The 17,475-nt window shown below is 69.1% G+C and carries 15 protein-coding genes; 2 read left to right on the plus strand and 13 right to left on the minus strand.

The features are described 5' to 3' along the window. Positions 1-70: 70 nt before the first annotated feature. The 9 genes from RBS60_RS05615 to RBS60_RS05655 all read right to left on the minus strand — a co-directional run bounded on the left by RBS60_RS05615 (position 71) and on the right by RBS60_RS05655 (position 12,828). A complete protein-coding gene (locus RBS60_RS05615; RefSeq protein ID WP_307956547.1) occupies positions 71-907 on the minus strand; it encodes an ECF transporter S component in 837 nt (278 codons plus the stop codon). 91 nt (positions 908-998) lie between these two features. Beyond that, complete coding sequence (locus tag RBS60_RS05620; protein WP_307956548.1) at positions 999-2,021, minus strand: nucleoside hydrolase; 1,023 nt, start codon at positions 2,019-2,021, stop codon at positions 999-1,001. A gap of 60 nt (positions 2,022-2,081) precedes the next feature. Further along, positions 2,082-3,059: an aldo/keto reductase gene (locus tag RBS60_RS05625; protein WP_307956549.1), complete on the minus strand. Its 978-nt coding sequence runs from the start codon at positions 3,057-3,059 to the stop codon at positions 2,082-2,084. 54 nt (positions 3,060-3,113) lie between these two features. Beyond that, positions 3,114-3,671 (minus strand): hypothetical protein, encoded by a 558-nt coding sequence (locus tag RBS60_RS05630; protein WP_307956550.1) that lies wholly within the window; start codon positions 3,669-3,671, stop codon positions 3,114-3,116. Beyond that, a complete protein-coding gene (locus RBS60_RS05635; protein ID WP_307956551.1) occupies positions 3,668-4,264 on the minus strand; it encodes a DUF402 domain-containing protein in 597 nt (198 codons plus the stop codon). The genes RBS60_RS05630 and RBS60_RS05635 overlap by 4 nt, the downstream gene beginning before the upstream one ends. Further along, complete coding sequence (gene dxs / locus RBS60_RS05640; RefSeq protein ID WP_307956552.1) at positions 4,261-6,318, minus strand: 1-deoxy-D-xylulose-5-phosphate synthase; 2,058 nt, start codon at positions 6,316-6,318, stop codon at positions 4,261-4,263. The genes RBS60_RS05635 and dxs overlap by 4 nt, the downstream gene beginning before the upstream one ends. Positions 6,319-6,447: 129 nt before the next feature. Further along, positions 6,448-9,285 carry an aconitate hydratase gene (locus RBS60_RS05645; protein WP_307956553.1) on the minus strand — a complete coding sequence of 946 codons (2,838 nt, stop codon included), beginning with the start codon at positions 9,283-9,285 and terminating at the stop codon, positions 6,448-6,450. Between the two features lie 151 nt (positions 9,286-9,436). Further along, positions 9,437-10,858, minus strand: coding sequence for a class I SAM-dependent RNA methyltransferase (locus tag RBS60_RS05650; protein WP_307956554.1), 1,422 nt, complete (start codon positions 10,856-10,858; stop codon positions 9,437-9,439). Then, positions 10,855-12,828 (minus strand): APC family permease, encoded by a 1,974-nt coding sequence (locus RBS60_RS05655; protein ID WP_307956555.1) that lies wholly within the window; start codon positions 12,826-12,828, stop codon positions 10,855-10,857. The genes RBS60_RS05650 and RBS60_RS05655 overlap by 4 nt, the downstream gene beginning before the upstream one ends. 56 nt (positions 12,829-12,884) lie before the next feature. Between RBS60_RS05655 and RBS60_RS05660 the strand changes: the two genes are divergently transcribed. Further along, a complete protein-coding gene (locus tag RBS60_RS05660; RefSeq protein WP_307956556.1) occupies positions 12,885-13,559 on the plus strand; it encodes a TrkA family potassium uptake protein in 675 nt (224 codons plus the stop codon). Continuing rightward, positions 13,556-14,284: an NAD-binding protein gene (locus RBS60_RS05665; protein ID WP_307956557.1), complete on the plus strand. Its 729-nt coding sequence runs from the start codon at positions 13,556-13,558 to the stop codon at positions 14,282-14,284. The genes RBS60_RS05660 and RBS60_RS05665 overlap by 4 nt, the downstream gene beginning before the upstream one ends. A 28-nt stretch (positions 14,285-14,312) precedes the next feature. Here RBS60_RS05665 and RBS60_RS05670 read toward each other — a convergent pair whose 3' ends face one another. From RBS60_RS05670 to RBS60_RS05685, 4 genes are all read right to left on the minus strand, one after another. Beyond that, complete coding sequence (locus RBS60_RS05670; RefSeq protein WP_307956558.1) at positions 14,313-15,620, minus strand: hypothetical protein; 1,308 nt, start codon at positions 15,618-15,620, stop codon at positions 14,313-14,315. A 61-nt stretch (positions 15,621-15,681) separates the two neighbouring features. Beyond that, a complete protein-coding gene (locus tag RBS60_RS05675) occupies positions 15,682-16,419 on the minus strand; it encodes a DUF3159 domain-containing protein (RefSeq protein ID WP_307956559.1) in 738 nt (245 codons plus the stop codon). Position 16,420: 1 nt separating this feature from the next. Continuing rightward, positions 16,421-16,738 (minus strand): OB-fold nucleic acid binding domain-containing protein, encoded by a 318-nt coding sequence (locus RBS60_RS05680; protein ID WP_307956560.1) that lies wholly within the window; start codon positions 16,736-16,738, stop codon positions 16,421-16,423. After that, positions 16,731-17,465: a DUF3710 domain-containing protein gene (locus RBS60_RS05685; RefSeq protein ID WP_374049228.1), complete on the minus strand. Its 735-nt coding sequence runs from the start codon at positions 17,463-17,465 to the stop codon at positions 16,731-16,733. The genes RBS60_RS05680 and RBS60_RS05685 overlap by 8 nt, the downstream gene beginning before the upstream one ends. Positions 17,466-17,475 lie beyond the last annotated feature (10 nt).

The following is a 17,475-nucleotide window of genomic DNA, read 5'->3' on the forward strand; positions in this document are numbered from 1 at the left end:
GGCTGCGGCCAGCCCGAGTCCCGTCAGCGGATTGAGCCGTCGCCTCGGGGGGACGGTCGGGGAACGGTGGTCAGACAGCCGGCGCCGCCTTGGCGTCGTTGGTGCGCGACGCGAGCACGCGGTACCTGCGGACGAAGTCGAACCGCTGCGTGGCCCGCCGGGGCAGGGCGTAGGCGAGGAGTGCTGCCACGACGAACGTGACGAGCTTGTCGATGAGGTCAGAGAGGATGGCCCCCTTGACGACCGAATCGACCAGGGTGTCCCCCGTGGCTCGGAAGACAGCGATGACGGCGCCGGTTGCGCCAGTGGATGTCCCTCCGAACACGGCGACCGCGACCGTCGCTCCGATCACCGCCGCAATGGCTCCCGTGACGAGGCCGGCGACGGGCAGGAGCCAGACGCGCCGCACGCCGCCCAGGCGCGCCGTGAGCCCCGCTAGCGCACCGATCACCGCAGCGCCCGCAGCGAACGGGATGAGCGTCGGGTTGAAGAAGCTCCACACGATCGTGCTGAGCAGGCCCGTCGCCGCCCCGGCCGCGGGCCCGGCGAGGAATCCGACGAGGACCGTGCCGATCGAGTCGAGGTAGATGGGCACGATGGCCGTTCCCACGAACTGGCCCAGGACGATATTGAGCACGAGGGCCACGGGGATGAGGGCAAGCGTCGTCGTGGGCAGCGCGGGGAGGATGCCCGCGAAAAGGAGCACGGCGGCGAGGCCATAGCCAGTCAGCGCCACGAGCGCGGCGGAGGCCGACGGCACGTCGACGGGCTCGGCCGGGGATGTGGCCACGAGGTAGATGAACGTGGCGATGATGGCCGCCGCGCCGAGGGCGATGAGCGCTGTCCTCAGCGGGGTGCGGCGCGGCGCTTCCTCAGTCAGGGGGTGTGATGTCCGGGAGTGTGACATGGCAGGGCACGTCCTTCAGGTCTGCGCGTGGAAGCGGGCCGCCTATGTCACCTCGGCGGGCGCACGGACTCATCCGCGCGCACCGGAAATTCTAGCCCACCATGCGCGCGAGAGAGGCAAGCGAGCCGATGAGCTCGGCGAAGGCCTCCTGGGGGTGGTTCGCGCTCACGATCCGCGCGTTGGGCCGCTCGCCCCACAGCTCGCGGTAGTCCGCCACCGTCGTGCCGATGAGCCGCGGCGAGTCGACCTCGACGTGCACCGTGGCGGTCCTGACCGCGTACCGGGCGGTCCCGGCCGCGACGCTCGCTGCGAAGTAGTCGTGCACGTGGGCTACGTAGCCCTGGTCGTAATGCCGATGGAACTCGAAGTAGAAGCGCAGCATGTCACTGACGTGCTTGACGAGCCTGTTCGACGCCGTGCTGCGCTGCCCCTCGGGCTGGTCGGGGAGGACAAGCTCGGGAGCTGCGCATCCGGCCGCCTCCGCCAGGGCGGCGACGTGTTCGGGGTGCATCTCGATCCGCTCGGTCGTCTCGAGCGCGCACACGATCGGGAGCCGCTCTTCAGGCTGCCCCGCGAACGCCGCGAACACCTCTGCGGCCGCGTGCGGATCCACGTGCGTGTTCCATTCGGCCGTGGGCGTCGTGTTGCCCTGGTAGTAGTAGGCCCCTCCCATGATCACGACGCCGGCCAGCAGCTCGGGCAGCCGCGGCTCGGCGCGCAGGGCCAGGGCGAAGTTGGTCAGCGGCGCGGTGATGAGGGCAGTCAGCTCGCCCGGGCGCGCTCGTGCCTCCTCGACCCAGAGCTCGACGGCGCCCCTCGCCTCCGGGGCCCGGCTCGCCGTCGGCAATTCGGCGTAGCCGATCCCCTGGGGTCCGTGGGTCTCCGGGGTCGTGACGAGGGGGATCCGCAGCGGGGCCCTCGCACCGATGGCCACCGGCACATCGCCCCTGCCGCACAGCTGCAGGAGGGCGAGGTTGTTCGCGGCGACCTGGTCCGCGTCGACATTGCCGGGCGTGCTCGTGACCGCCACAAGCTCGACGTGGGGCTGGCTGCACAGGTACAGGAGCGCGAGGGCATCATCGATGCCCGTGTCACAGTCCAGGAGGACGGACACAGGTGTCCGGCTCGGCTCATGGACAACAGGGCGGGACTGGTCGTGCATGCGTGCCTGCCCTCAGAAGAGCGCGACGCGGGCCGTCTGGGGGAAAATTTCGTCTAGCTCGGCGAGGTCCTCTACGCTCGGGTCCCACGAGGCGGCCTCGGCGTTCTCGCGGATCTGTTCGGGCCTCGTCGCACCGGCGATCACGCTGGACACGGAGGGCTGTGCGGCAAGCCAGGAGAAGGCGACCTGGAGCTCCGTGAGGCCACGCTCCTGGGCGAACGCAGAGAACCGGTCGAGCTGGTCCCAGTCCGCGTCATGGACGAGGTTCGTGCGCGTGTGGGACAGGCGCGAGCCCTCTGGCGCCGAGTCCCGCGAGTACTTGCCCGTGAGCAGGCCGTTGGCCAGGGGGAAGTACGGGAGCACCCCGAGCCCGTAGGCTTCCGCGGCCTCAGTCACCTCGAGCTCGGCGCGCCGGTCGAGGAGGTTGTAGTGGTTCTGGCTCGAGACGAACGGCGTGAAGCCGCCCATCCGCGCGACGAACTCCGCCTCGGCGATCTGCCAGCCCGCACGGTTCGAGTGGCCGAGGTAGCGGACCTTGCCCTCGCGGACGAGATCGTCCAGGGCCGAGAGCGTCTCCTCGATCGGAGTCAGTGGATCCGGGGTGTGGAACTGGTACAGGTCGATCCACTCCGTGCCGAGGCGCCGCAATGATGCCTCGACGGCCTTGCGGATGTAGCGGCGCGAACCGCGCGCCCCGAAGTCGTTCCCGTTGGCCCCATGCATGTCCATGCCGAACTTCGTGGCAACGACAACGTCGTCGCGGTGGCCCACGAGTGCCTTCCCGAGCATCTCCTCGCTCAGGCCCGGCGTCCGGCCGTAGGTGTCGGCGACGTCGAAGAGCGTGATGCCGGCATCGATCGCCGCGTGCACGACCGCGTCGGTGCCCTCCTGCGTCTCGGTCGGCGTGTTGGCCCGGCCCAGATTGTTGCAGCCGAGGCCAACGGTCGAGACGGTCAGGCCGGAGTGTCCGAGACGGCGGTAGTCAGTCATGGTGCCAGCCTACCCGCGGCTCCGACACTGCGAACCGGGCCTGCGGAGCGGGCGTCAGAGGGCGAAGCCGCGGGCGCCGGCCGGACCGTGCCTGAGCTTGAATGCCTCGGGATCCGTGACGGGGGCGACGCCGATCGAGAGCTTCGTGAAGTCGCTCGTGGCCTCGCGGAGGCAGGTCTTCACGGCCGCGACGGCCTTACCAGGGTCGACGCAGGTCATGACGATGTTCAGCCTGCTCCCGTCGATCGAGCTGCCGTCCACCGTTCCGAGGCCCCGCCATGCCAGGTGCGCGGCGAGGGCTTCGGAGGCCTGCCGCTCGAGGGAACGGTCGCGGTCGGTGCCGCCCGCCGTCTTGAGGGAGAACTGCGCGACGACGCGCCACAGCTCCTTGTCCCCGAGCGGCCCGTAGCCGTCCTGGGCGCACTGGTCCTCGAACGCTCCCATAAGACCCTCGGCCGTGGCGCCGTCGACGTCGTCGGTCTCCTCCGTCTCGGACTGGTGGCCCACCCTCCCGTGGTTGATCACGAACTGTGCGGCCTCCTCGTCGTGCCACGCTTCGCGGAACTCAAGCGTCCCGTCGTCGCGGCGGCGGTAGAGGCGGGTGTAGCTCATGAGTAGTCCTTCCGTCCGAGCGCCATCCAGGCGTCCGAGATTCCTTCAAAGGGACCCGTCGCGTCGAGCACTGCGGCGTGGATGCGGGTGCATTCGGCGCGCACCGCAGCCACGAGGCCGTCCGGGTAGGCCATCGAGACTGTGTGATCGCTGAACTCGTCCTCGTCGTCCACGAACACCCCGTGCCTCGATGAGCGGATCACGTCGAGGTCCATGTCGACCATGTGGAACTCGACCACGCCGGGGTGCCCCGGACCTGCGGGCTCCCCAATGCGGCGCCAGGACAGGTCCCATGCGAGGTCCACGTACACGCGGAAGTCGCCGGGGTTGGTCTCGTCGTAGAACGTCGCGGCGTAACCGCCAGCCCGCGGGATCAGGAGGACCGCGTCCGAGCGGGTGTGGAGGGCGGCCCCCGGGCGGGAGATGAACTCGCCGCGGCCCTGATAGATCCACCAGCCATGCTCGTCCTCGCCCAGGCCGTAGCCGGGCACCACCCAGTGGGCCATGCCGTCCCACTTCCGGTTGCGGGCGACGACGAGCTCACCCGGGCGGGGCGCGTCACCGGCCGCGGTGGGCTGGATCACCCACGTCACAGCGTCGGGATGGTACCGGTCGTGGGCGCTGTCTGGCCCGGGAGGGGCCGCGCGAAGGGGACCTTCGTGCCGAGCACCTGGGCCACGATGTCGTGGGCCACCTGCTGGGCGGTGAGCCCCACGCGGGCCAGCACCTGCGAGCGGGTCCCGTGGTCGAGGAACTCGACCGGCAGGCCCACCTCGTTCAGGGCAGTGTCGACGCCAGCGGCACGCATCTCCTGACGGATCCGCGAGCCTACTCCGCCTGCCCGTACTCCGTCCTCGAGGCACACGACGATCCGGTGCTGTGCGGCCAGCCGGATGATGCTGCGCGGCACGGGCAGGACCCACCGCGGGTCCACGACCGTCGAGCTGATGCCCTGGTGGTCGAGCCGCTGGGCGACGTCGAGCGCGAGGTCGCTCATCGCGCCGACGGCTACGAGCAGGACGTCCGGTCCTGCCTCCTGGCTGTCGTGGACGTCCCGGCCGTCGTGGAGGTCTCGGCTGTCCAGACCGTCTGAGCGCCCGCGGTCATCGAAGGGAACGGCACTGTGGCCCGTGCGCGCGAGCACGTCCACACCGTCGGCCAGTCGCTCGATGGCCTCCGTCTCGGGCCCGACGGCGCCCTTCGAGAACCGCACGACCGTCGGTGCGTCGTCGACCGCGATCGCCTCTCGCAGTTCCTCGCGCAGCCGGGTCGCGTCGCGGGGCGCCGCGAGGTGCAGCCCGGGCACGCTCTGCACGAGCGCCATGTCCCACTGGCCGTGGTGGCTCGCGCCGTCGGGGCCGGTGACGCCGGCCCGGTCCAGCACGAGGGTGACGCCGGCCTTGTGGAGGGCCACGTCCATGAGCAGCTGGTCATAGGCCCGGTTGAGAAAGGTCGCATAGAGGGCAACGACGGGGTGGAGCCCGCCGAACGCGAGACCGGCAGCGCTCGTGACCGCGTGCTGCTCGGCGATGCCGACGTCGAACACGCGGTCAGGGTGCCGCTCGGCGAACTTGTTCAGGCCGACCGGGATGAGCATCGCGCCGGTGATGCCCACGACGTCCGGGCGCTCGTCGGCGATCTTCGCGATCTCGTCCGCGAACACGGACGTCCACGACGCCGCCGCGCCGGACTCGGCGGGCTGCCCGGTCTCCGGGTCGATGACGCCCACGGCGTGGAACTGGTCCGCCTCATGGTTGCGGGCCGGGGCATAGCCGTGGCCCTTCTCGGTGATGGCATGCACGATCACGGGTCCGGCGAAGTTCCTGGCGGTCGCGAGGGCCTCCTCGAGCGCGCGCTCGTCATGCCCGTCCACCGGGCCGACATACTTCATGCCGAGGTCCTCGAACATGCCCTGCGGCGCCCACCAGTCCTTGATGCCCTTCTTGGTGGCATGGAGGCCCTTGTAGACGAACTGCCCGAAGGGCCCACCGTTCTGCAGCCGCCGCTTCGCGGCATCGAGCACGCCCTCGTACGCCGGGGCGGTGCGCACCTTGTCGATGGCGGTGCGCAGCGATGCAAGGTAGTCCGCCACCCCACCTACGGTCGGAGCGTAGGACCGGCCATTGTCATTGACCACGATCACCACGCGGCGGTCCTGGTCCGAGGCGATGTTGTTCAGCGCCTCCCAGGCCATACCGCCGGTCAGCGCGCCGTCGCCCACCACGACGACCGTGTAGCGGTCGCCCTCACCGGTGAGCTTGCGCGCCCGGGAGATGCCGTCGGCCCACGAGAGCGAGGAAGAGGCGTGCGAGGACTCGACGATGTCGTGCTCGCTCTCAGCCCGCGACGGATAGCCGGACATGCCGCCCTCCTGCCGCAGCGTCGAGAAGTCCTTGCGGCCAGTCACGAGCTTGTGGACGTAGGACTGGTGCCCCGTGTCGAAGATGATGCTGTCCCGCGGGGACTCGAAGACGCGGTGCAGAGCGAGCGTGAGCTCGACGACGCCCAGATTCGGTCCCAGATGACCGCCCGTCTGGGCGACGTTGCGGATCAGGAACTGCCGGATCTCTCCGGCCAAGTCGTCGAGCTCCCCTGCGCTCAGCCGCGCCAGATCCTTCGGACCCTCGACGGATTCCAAGATGCCCAAGGGCGACTCCTTGCTCGAAACGTGCACGAACCACTGTAACGCCTCCGGCGCCCACGTCGTCGACGGCTCCCCCCGAAGCACGGAAGGGCCCTACCGATCGGTAGGGCCCTTCCGTGCTTGCAGACCGCGTCAGTGCGCCGAGATCTGGCGCAGCACGTACTGCAGGATGCCGCCGTTGCGGTAGTAGTCCGCCTCACCGGGGGTGTCGATGCGCACGACGGCGTCGAACGACTTCGCGGAGCCGTCCTCTGCCGTCGCGGTCACCTTCACGGTGGCCGGCGTCGTGCCGTCGTTGAGCGCCGTGATGCCCTCGAACGAGTACACCTCGGTGCCGGTGAGACCGATCGTCGCGGCGGATTCGCCCGCCGGGAACTGCAGCGGCAGGACGCCCATACCGATGAGGTTCGAGCGGTGGATGCGCTCGTAGCTCTCGGCGATGACGGCCCGGACGCCGAGCAGCGCCGTACCCTTCGCGGCCCAGTCGCGGGACGAGCCGGAGCCGTACTCCTTGCCCGCGATGACCACGAGCGGGGTACCGGCCTTCTGGTAGTTCACGGACGCGTCGTAGACATAGGCCTGCGGCGCGCCGTCCTGCGTGAAGTCCTTCGTGAAGCCGCCCTCGACACCGTCCAGGAGCTGGTTCTTGATGCGGATGTTCGCGAAGGTGCCGCGGATCATGACCTCGTGGTTGCCACGGCGGGAGCCGTAGGAGTTGAAGTCCTTGCGCTCGACGCCGTTGGCGAGGAGGTACTGGCCCGCAGGAGTGTCCGACTTGAAGGAACCGGCCGGCGAGATGTGGTCGGTCGTGACCGAATCGCCCAGCTTGAGCAGCACGCGAGCGCCCGAGATGTCCGTGACGGGGTCGGGCTGCGCCTTCATGCCCTCGAAGTACGGGGGCTTGCGCACGTAGGTGGACTTGGCGTCCCACTCAAACGTGTTGCCGGTCGGCGTCGGCAGGGACTTCCAGCGCTCGTCGCCGTCGAAGATGGTCGCGTACGAGCTGACGAACATCTCCTTGTCGATCGAGGCGTCCATGACGTCCTGGACCTCGGTCGGGTTCGGCCAGATGTCCTTGAGGAAGACATCGTTGCCCTGCTGGTCCTGCCCGAGCGGCTCGGCGTCGAAGTCGAAGTCCATCGTGCCGGCGAGGGCGTACGCGATCACGAGCGGCGGGGACGCGAGGTAGTTCATCTTGACGTCCGGGTTGATGCGGCCCTCGAAGTTTCGGTTGCCGGAGAGCACCGCGGTCACGGAGAGGTCATTGGCCTGGACGGCCTCAGAGATCTCCGACTCGAGGGGGCCCGAGTTGCCGATGCAGGTCGTGCAGCCATAGCCGACCGTGAAGAAGCCGAGCTTCTCGAGGTACGGCACGAGGCCGGACTTCTCGTAGTAGTCGGTGACGACTTTGGAGCCCGGAGCAACCGAGGTCTTGACCCACGGCTTCGAGACGAGGCCCTTGTCGACGGCGTTGCGCGCGAGTACTGCGGCAGCGAGCATGACGGACGGGTTCGAGGTGTTCGTGCACGAGGTGATCGATGCGATCGAGACCGCACCATGGTCGAGCTCGAACTCGCGGCCGTCGGCCATCGTCACGTGCTTCGGGGCCGACGGGCGGCCGAACGCGCCCGAAGCTGCGGACTCAACCGGGTTCGCGAGGCGAGCGGTCTCGTGCACGTGGCTGTCAGCCTCGGTCGTGGTCGGGGCATCCGAGGCCGGGAAGGACTCGTCCACCGTCTCGTCGACCGAGCCGTCCTCGACGTGGCCGTTGCCGACCTCGACGTAGTTGTGCAGGTCCTTGCGGAACTGCTCCTTCGCATCCGAGAGCTCGATGCGGTCCTGCGGACGCTTCGGGCCGGAGATGGACGGGACGACAGTCGAGAGGTCCAGCTCGAGGTACTCGGAGAAGCGCGGCTCGTGGCCCGCGTCGTGCCAGAGCCCCTGCTCCTTGGCGTACGCCTCGACGAGCGCAACATTCTCGTCGGGGCGACCCGTAAGGCGCAGGTAGTCGAGTGTGACGTCGTCGATCGGGAAGATCGCGGCGGTCGAGCCGAACTCGGGGCTCATGTTGCCGATCGTCGCGCGGTTCGCGAGCGGGACCGCCGCGACACCCTCGCCGTAGAACTCGACGAACTTTCCGACCACGCCGTGCTTGCGGAGCATCTCGGTGATGGTGAGCACCACGTCCGTCGCGGTCGCGCCCGCCGGGATCGCCCCGGAGAGCTTGAAGCCGACAACGCGCGGGATGAGCATGGAGACGGGCTGGCCGAGCATGGCTGCCTCGGCCTCAATGCCGCCGACGCCCCATCCGAGCACACCGAGGCCGTTGACCATCGTGGTGTGGGAGTCGGTGCCAACGAGCGTGTCGGGGTAGGCCCTGAGCTTGCCGTTCACCGAGCGGGTCATGACCGTGCGTGCCAGGTACTCGATGTTGACCTGGTGGACGATGCCCATGCCCGGGGGGACGACCTTGAAGTCCTCGAACGCCGTCTGGCCCCACCGCAGGAACTGGTACCGCTCGCCGTTGCGCTGGTACTCGATCTCCATGTTGCGCTCGATCGCGCCGGCGTTGCCGAACACGTCGATCTGGACCGAGTGGTCAATCACGAGCTCGGCCGGGGCCAGCGGGTTGACGCGCGTGGGGTCACCGCCGAGCTCCTTGACGGCCTCGCGCATCGTCGCGAGGTCAACGACGCACGGGACGCCGGTGAAGTCCTGCATGATGACGCGGGCTGGGGTGAACTGGATCTCGGTGTTCGGCTGGGCGTTCGCGTCCCAGCCGGCGAGTGCGCGGATGTGGTCCGCGGTGATGTTCGCGCCGTCCTCGGTGCGAAGAAGGTTCTCCAGAAGGACCTTGAGGCTGAAGGGGAGGCTTTCGGCGCCTTCCACAGAGTTCAGCCGGAAAATTTCATACTCGGTTCCGCCGACGTTCAGGACGCCTTTGGCTCCGAAGCTGTCCACAGTGCTCAATGCAGGACTCCTCTCGCAACACTGCCATCTTTGTCCCGGCCTCGGGGCGGTGCTAGTTAGGCATGCCTAACCGCACGCCTGCCTGCAGGCCGGGGCCATCCCGGCCCATCCTAGTTCGCGCGGTGCGGCGGGGCGACGGTTCACCGCAGCGTCACCAGCCCTTCGGTGGCGGCAGCAGGAGCCCGACGGTCTCCACATGGTGCGTCATGGGGTACAGATCGAAGGCCCGGAAGCTCTCGAGCCGCCACCCTGCCTGGCGGAACCAGCCCAGATCGCGGGCGAACGAGGCGGGATCGCAGGCGACATAGGCAACAGCGCGCGGTGCCATGTCGATGAGCTGGCGGACCACGTCCCGACCGGCGCCGGCCCTCGGAGGATCGAGGACGACGGCGTCGAAGGAACCCTGGTCACTCTGCCGCCGCAGGACGCGCTCGACCTTCCCCTGCACGACGGCGACCTCGGGCTGCCGCTTGAACGTGCGCCGCGCGTCGCGGCTCGTCCCGGGGGCACCCTCGACGGAGAGGACGTAACCGCCCGGTCCGACCGCGGCCGCGAGCGGTGCCGTGAACAGGCCGGCGCCGGCGTAGAGGTCGGCCACCTGCGCACCGGGCGCGAGCACGCCGTCGAGCGCCTCCATCGCGGCGGTCACGAGGGTCTCGGGCGCGCGGCGGTGGATCTGCCAGAAACCGTCCCCGGTGACCGTGTAGTGGTGCCCGAGGACGTGCTCGGAGACCGAGCCCCGTCCCCTGATCGTGATCGGCGTCTTCCCTGCTGTAGGACCCACAGCACTCACCGAGACGGCCGGGTCAAGCCCCTCCAGGGCACCCGCGAGCTTCGACGGCGCCACACCGTCGGCGAGGCCGAACAGCACGTGGGGCGCCGAACCGGAGGCGGGCGCCGCGACCTCGAGGCGCTCGACGCCGCGCAGATCGAGGTCCCAGAGGCGCAGGTCGTTGATCTCCCGCGTCGCGAGCGGCATGTCCTCCACGGGGATGAGCGTCTCGGACCGGTGGGCGTGCATCGCGAGCCTGCCGTCCGGCGTCACCGCGAAGCTGCAGCGGGTCCGCCACGCTAGGCCTCCGGCGTCGTCGTGCGAACCCGCGGCGAGCGGAACCGGCTCGACCTCGACATCGAGTCCCGCACCGTGCCTGGTCGCGCCGAGCTCAGTCCCGCCGTGATCAGTCCCGCTCTGCCCGACGCCGGCGAGTCGGGAGAGCTGTTCCCGGATCACGGCTTCTTTGAGGCGACGCTGCTCGGGGAGCGCGATGTGGCCGAACTCGGCCCCGCCTACGGGCAGGCCGCCCCGCGCATGCGCGGCGAGCGAGTCGGCACGGTCCCAAGGGTGGTCGCGGCGGTGCGGCGAGGGCTCGAGGACCTCGACCACGTCGGCGCGCCAGAACTTCGCGTCGTCTCCCCCATCGGTGAGCTCGGCGCGGACCAGTTCGCCGGGGATGCCGTGTCGGACGAACACAACCCGGCCCTCGTGGCGCGCGACCATATGCCCTCCGTGGGCTACAGGCCCCAGGCGGAGCTCGAGGACGTGTGCGGGGCCCGTCTCTTCGGTTGAGCTCACAGTTCCTGCAGCCTCCTGGCTTCCTCGCTCGATTTCAGCTGCCACGGGACGGACGCGACCATGACGCCCGGCTCGAAGTGGAGCCGGGTCTTGATGCGCAGAGCGGTCTGGTTGTGCACCAGCTGCTCCCACCACTTGCCCACTACGTACTCGGGGATGTAGACCACGATCAGGTCCCGCGGAGAGTCACGTCGCATGCCGCGGATGTAGTCCATGAGCGGGGTGACGGTCTCTCGGTAGGGGCTCGCAAGCACGGTGAGCGGAACCGGGATCTCGAGCTTCTCCCAGTCCGACACCGTCTGGGCGGTCTCCTCGGGGCTGATGTCCACCGTCACGGCATCGAGCCTCGACGGACGGGATGCCCGTGCATAGGCGAGCGCACGCAGCACGGGCTTGCGCACGTGGGAGACCAGCAGGACAGCGTGGACCCTGCTGGGCAGCGCGCGGGCCGAGACGTCGTCGCCGACCGCGAGCTCACGGGCCACGTTCGTGTAGTGCACGCGGATGCTCGACATGATGAGGAAGATGGCGAACATCGCGAGGAGGGCGATCCAGGCTCCGTGCTCGAACTTGGTGATGAGCACGATGACGAGGACGGTTGCAGTCATCGCGAATCCGATGGTGTTGATGACCCGCGAACGCTGCATGCGCACGCGCACCGCCCGGTCCTTGACGCGCTTGAGCTCCCGCGTCCAGTGGCGGATCATCCCGAGCTGGCTCATGGTGAACGAGACGAAGACACCGACGATGTAGAGCTGGATGAGCCGCGTGACATCGGCGTTGAACGCAACGATCAGGACGATCGCGCCGGCCGCGAGGGCGAGGACCCCGTTGCTGAACGCCAGCCTGTCGCCGCGGGTGCGCAGCTGGCGCGGGAGGTACCCGTCCTGGGCGAGAATCGAGCCGAGGACCGGAAAGCCGTTGAACGCCGTGTTGGAGGCGAAGACGAGGATCACGCCGGTCGCCGCAACCACGATGTAGAACGGGATGCTGCCCGTGCCGAAGACGGAGTCGGCGATCTGGCCGATGACCGGGGTCTGGATGTAGTCGCCCGAGAGTGGCTGACCGTCCTTGAGGAGTTCGGTGGCGGGGTCCTGCACGAGATGCACGCGGGTCACGTTCGCGAGGAAGATGATACCGGCGAGCATCGATGCGGCGACCGCGCCGAGGAGGAGCAGGGTCGTGGCCGCGTTCCTGCTCTTGGGCGGCCGGAAGTTCGGCACGCCGTTGCTGATGGCCTCGACGCCGGTGAGCGCCGCCGCACCCGAGGAGAACGCCCTGAGCAGGAGGAACGCGCCCGCGAGGCCCACGAGCCCCTGATCGAATTCGGGTGAGGCGACGATGGTGAAGTCGGCGCTCTGGGCTGGCCTCAGGGTGCCGGTGAGCCACTGGATGATCCCGACCAGGGTCATGCCGAGGATTGAGGCCATGAACACGTACGTGGGAACTGCGAACACCGTGCCCGCCTCGCGGATCCCCCGCAGGTTCACGAGGGCGAGGACCACCACGCCCACGACGGCGATCACCGCCTGCGTGCCGTGGAGCGAAGGCACCGCTGTGGTCAGGTAGGTCGCGGCAGATGAGATGGACACCGCGACCGTGAGCACGTAGTCGACCAGCAGCGCGCTCGCGACTGTGAGCCCGGCGAACCTGCCGAGGTTCTCGGTGGCAATCTCGTAGTCGCCGCCGCCCGACGGGTAGGCGTGGACATTCTGCCGGTACGACGCAACGACCGTGACGAGCACGAGGATGACCGCGAGCCCCACCCAGGGCGAAAATGCCACAGCGGACACGCCGGCAAGCGCCAGAGTGAGGAAGACCTCGTCAGGCGCGTACGCCACGGAAGAGAGCGCATCCGAGGCGAAGATCGGCAGCGCGATGCGTTTGGGCAGGAGGGTGTGCGCGAGTCGGTCGCTGCGCAGCGCGCGGCCCACCACCACGCGCTTGACCGCATTAAATATCGTCAGCACCCTGACACGTTATGCGACAACCGCGGGATATGTCATCGCGCGGTACATTGGGGGCCATGGCGCACTACGTGATCATGGGCTGCGGACGCGTCGGCGTCACCCTGGCCCACACCCTTGAGGACTCCGGCCACTCCGTTGCCATCATCGATCAGGACGATCGCGCCTTCCGCCGCCTGCGCAGGACCTTCTCTGGCCGCAAGGTCACGGGAATCGGCTTCGACCGCGACACGATGAAGCAGGCCGGGATCGAGGACGCCTACGCGTTCGCGGCCGTCTCGAGCGGCGACAACTCGAACATCCTCGCCACCCGGGTGGCGCGTGAGACGTTCCACGTGCCGCACGTCGTCGCCCGCATCTACGATCCGGGACGCGCCGAGATCTACCAGCGGCTCGGCATCCCCACCGTCGCCGCGGTCCGGTGGTCCGCCGATCAGGTCCTGCGGCGCATCCTGCCCGAATCCGGCGTTGCGGGCGACTACCGCGACCCGTCGGGACGCCTCGTGCTCACGGAGGTCGCCGTGGACCCCACGTGGCTGGGCCAGCCCCTGGCCAGGATCGAACATGCGGCCCGTGTGCGCGTGGCCTATATCACCCGGTTCGGCGAAGGCATCCTGCCCACCTCGACCACCGCCTACCAGGAGGGCGACACCGTTCACGTCATGATGGACATCGCCGACGGAGCCGAGGTCTCCCGCATCCTGTCCGCGCCCCCTGCCAAGGAGTCCGAGTGAAGGTCATCATTGCCGGAGCCGGCAGCGTCGGCAGTTCGATCGCGCGGGAGCTGCTGGCGCACCGCCACGAGGTTCTGCTCATCGACCCCAAGCCCGAGGTCATCGGACGCAGTGGGCTCCGCGGGGCGAAGTGGCTCATCGGCGACGCGTGTGAGCTCTCGACGCTCAAGGAGGCCAAGGTCGACGAGGCCGACGTCGTCGTGTCGTCGACGGGAGACGACAAGGTCAACCTCGTCGTCTCGCTCCTGGCCAAGACGGAGTTCGGCGTGGGCCGCACGGTGGGCCGGGTCAACAATCCGAAGAACGACTGGATGTTCGACGGCTCGTGGGGTGTCGACGTCGCGGTCAACACGCCGCGGCTCATGACGGCCCTCGTCGAGGAGGCCGTGGAGATCGGCGACGTCGTGCGCCTCCTGACCCTCCAGACGGGAGTGTCCTCTATCGTCGAGTTCACGGTGCCCGCCGACTCCCTCGTCGTGGGCAAGACCGTTGGCCAGATCGAGTGGCCGGAGGACTGCACGCTCGTGGCGATCCTCCGCGACCAGAAGCCGATCGCCCCGAGCCGGGACGATGTGATCGACCACAGGGACGAGCTGTTCTTCATCTCGACGATCGCTGGCGAGGATGACCTGCGCGGCCTCCTCGCGCCCCAGTCCGAGAAGTCCGACAGGTCCGAGGAGATGCCTGTCCTCGCTGACGACGAGGACGCCGCGTTCGACGGCTGAGGCACCTCCCGACTCCGGGCTGCGGTCTCTAGGCGGCAGGCGCGGGCGGGAGCGGCGGGGCACCCATGGGTGCTTTGGGCCCGCGTCCGCGCCCCGCGAAGCGCCGGTACCCTACGAAGAGGACGACGACGAGGGCCACGGCCAGCGCGATGAACACGATCATCTGCTCGCCCGCCATGGCGGCGGGCACGACGCCCGCGACCAGCGTGAACAGCCCGCTCACCAGCAGCGCGTTGGCATCGGCGGAGGAGATCCGTCCGAGCGCGAGGCTCGCAACGAGCAGGACGACGGCGACGATCGTCGCGCTCAGGCTCACGGTCCGCAGCCATGCCGACTGGGTTCCTCCGACCGTCGGCTCGGGGTAGAACGCGTTGATGCCCACAAAGAAGACCACGACGGCCAGTACGCCCGTGGCCAGCGGATGCAGTACCGCGAACATCCGCGAGCCAGCCCGGGGCCCGGAGCCGTCCGCCTCCGCTGCAGGGAGCCAACGCCGCCCGACCATCCGCAGGTGGCCGACCACGAGTGCAACGAGCAGCGCGAAGACGCCCACGACGAAGCTGACGACCGCGGTCTTGGGACTGATGGCCCGTGTCGTACCCATGACAAGGGCAACGAGGCCGCCGAGCAGGAGCGCATCGGCCGGGATCGATGCGCGCCGCACGAGCGCGAACCCCGCGGCGAGGAGAACTACCGCTGCCGACGAGGCGATGAGGGCGGAGTTGCGCCCGTAGACTGCCATCGTGTCCGGATAGCCCGACCCGAAGTACCCTCCGAGGTAGGGCTGGGCATAGAACGCCTGGATGCCGAGCGAGACCACCATCGCTGCCAGTGGCGCCGCCGCGAGGGGGAAGACGACGGCGAGCGTCGCGTCGTCGACGTCGGACGACGACGAGGCTCGGGCGTTCCGCCGCAGCGTCCACCCCGTCTGACGCACAAAGAGCGCTGCCAGGGCCAGGAGGAAGCCCACCCCTACGGCGGCGAAGCTCGCGGCCGTGCCGAGGCCAGCGGTCGCGCCCATGCCGCGTCCTGCGGCGTACACGAGCGTGAAAACCCCGCCGAGCAGGAGCCCATCGGCGATCACGACGAGTCGCTTCGGGAGGAGCGACCCCACCACAAGTGGCACGGCGCCTATCGCCGAGACCGCACCGGAGACAATCCCGTTGTAGTCTTGGAGGGTCTGGTGGTACGCGAGGTAGGCGTTCTCGCTCCCGCCCTGCGGCCCTACGTACATTTCGGGCTGCGGATAGAAGACCTGGACGCCGAAGCCGACGAGCAGCGCGATCAGGATGCCGAGGAAGATCGGGAAGACTACCCTCAGGGCCTTGTTCTCCATGCGTCGAGGCTAGGTGCGCCGAGGTGGACCGGATAGGGCCAACTGGCCCGACCTCGCCGGATCAGTCCCCTTCCGGCCCCGGTGCTCCGATCGGACGCGTGACGAGCCAGGCGACCCAGAGGCCGAGCGCGTACAGTGGCACGCCCATGAGCAGGCGCGTCGCGCCGAGGGCCGTGAGGCCGGCGTCGCCCATGAAGTACAGCGGCATCTGAACGATGAGCCGAAGGCCGAGCACGGCGACCATGATCCATGTCCCCAGCCGGTACTGCCGTGCCCGGACCGGATTCTGACGCCAGTGGAGGCCCTCATTGCGGAGGAACCCGAAGATGACCCCCATGAGCGGCCACTTGAGCAGGACCGATGCGACAAGGGCAACGATGTACGCCCCGTTGGTGAAGAAGCCGTAGAGATAGAAATTCTCGGCGCGGCCGGTGAAGAGCGCGAGAGCCGCGGAGACACCGATGCCGATGATCCCGGCGAACGCCTGGGTCGGCGGTGTCCTGCCCACGAGGCGCACGACGACGAACACGGCCGCCACCACGAGCGACAGCACGACGGCGAGCACGAGGTCCTGCGCGAGGGTGAAGTATGCGAGGAAAACGAGTCCTGGCAGGATGCTCTCGAGCATGCCCCGCACCCCTCCGGCGCTGCGGAGGACGTCGATCCGCCCATCGTGGTGCCGGTGCAGCCCCGCCTTGGCGGCGTATGCACCCGCGAGGTCCGCCGCGCTCGGGGTGCGCTCGCCCTGCTTCTGGTCTTCGCCGTCTGGGGCCTCGTGGCCGCCATAGGGTGCGGTCATGTCAGTCCTCCTGGGCCAGGATCTCGTAGCGCGGGTTGTAGATGGTAGGCGTGCCGTGGAAGTGGGCCAGCATCCCGGAGAAGCGGAGTCGGGTGCCCGCATTGACGCCGCTGACCCTGCGGCGCCCGAGCCACACAAGGCACAGCGCAGGGCCCCGCCCCGGCAGTGCCGACTCGTCCTCGATGACGGCCGTGAGGCGCGGCGCGTCTCCCGCGGGCACGAACGTGAGGGACCGGACCACGCCCTGGCCCGCCACGAGGCCACGCTCGGGAAGTCCGCCGAAGCCCTCGAGCCGTATCGCGCCCGTGCGCTCAGCCAAGATGGGTGATCTCCGGTCCCCGCTCCGGCGCCTGCGGCTGCTGCTGCGCCTGGGCGGTGTGACCGCGGCCGTTCTCGTGCGGGGCAGCCTCAACGGGGATGCGCAGTGGCAGGAGCTCACGCGGAGGAAGCGGTGACTCGCCACGGTCCACCACGACGTGGCGGAAGAGGTCCTCGAGCTCGGCGGAGCCTTCGCGGCTCTCGGCCGCCCGCCCGCCGATGACGCCGCGGAGGAACCAGCGCGGACCGTCGACGCCCATGAATCGGGCCGCGCGGTAGCTGCGGCCCTCCCCCGAGGCGTCTGCGGGGAGCCGGGCTACGAGCTCGGGGCCGAAGCTGCCCTCGGTCTCCTCGACGGTGCCGCCCTGGCTCTCGACCGACTGCGCGATCTGGGCGCGGATCTCGCCCCAGAGGCCCTCAGAGCGGGGAGCCGCGAATGCCTGGAGCTGGAGGCTCGATCCTGAGAGGTCCATGGTGACAGCGACAACTCGCTGCGTGGCCTCCTCGAGCTCGAGGCGCAGCTGGAGGCCATCGGTAGGCCGCACGAGAATGGAGCCGAGGTCGACATACCCGCTCTCGGTGCTGGCTTCGCTCGCGTCGAAAGGCCCCTTCTGCGCGCGCCCGTAGCCGCTCTTGTCCGGCTCGGGACGCTTCTGGGCCGGCGTGCTGAGCACCGAAGCGTCCTCGGCCGTCAGCTTGGCGTTCTTGCCGCGTCCGAACAGTGCCACACAAACTCCT

Origin of the sequence: Sinomonas sp. ASV486, assembly GCF_030908215.1 — a bacterium.
Lineage (GTDB): Bacteria > Actinomycetota > Actinomycetes > Actinomycetales > Micrococcaceae > Sinomonas > Sinomonas puerhi.

Coding starts and splice junctions, on each gene's coding strand:
- RBS60_RS05615 (WP_307956547.1), bottom strand. CDS start 907: ATGTCACACTCCCGGACATCACACCCCCTGACTGAGGAAGCGCCGCGC.
- RBS60_RS05630 (WP_307956550.1), bottom strand. CDS start 3,671: ATGAGCTACACCCGCCTCTACCGCCGCCGCGACGACGGGACGCTTGAG.
- RBS60_RS05625 (WP_307956549.1), bottom strand. CDS start 3,059: ATGACTGACTACCGCCGTCTCGGACACTCCGGCCTGACCGTCTCGACC.
- RBS60_RS05675 (WP_307956559.1), bottom strand. CDS start 16,419: ATGACCGCACCCTATGGCGGCCACGAGGCCCCAGACGGCGAAGACCAG.
- RBS60_RS05660 (WP_307956556.1), top strand. CDS start 12,885: ATGGCGCACTACGTGATCATGGGCTGCGGACGCGTCGGCGTCACCCTG.
- RBS60_RS05670 (WP_307956558.1), bottom strand. CDS start 15,620: ATGGAGAACAAGGCCCTGAGGGTAGTCTTCCCGATCTTCCTCGGCATC.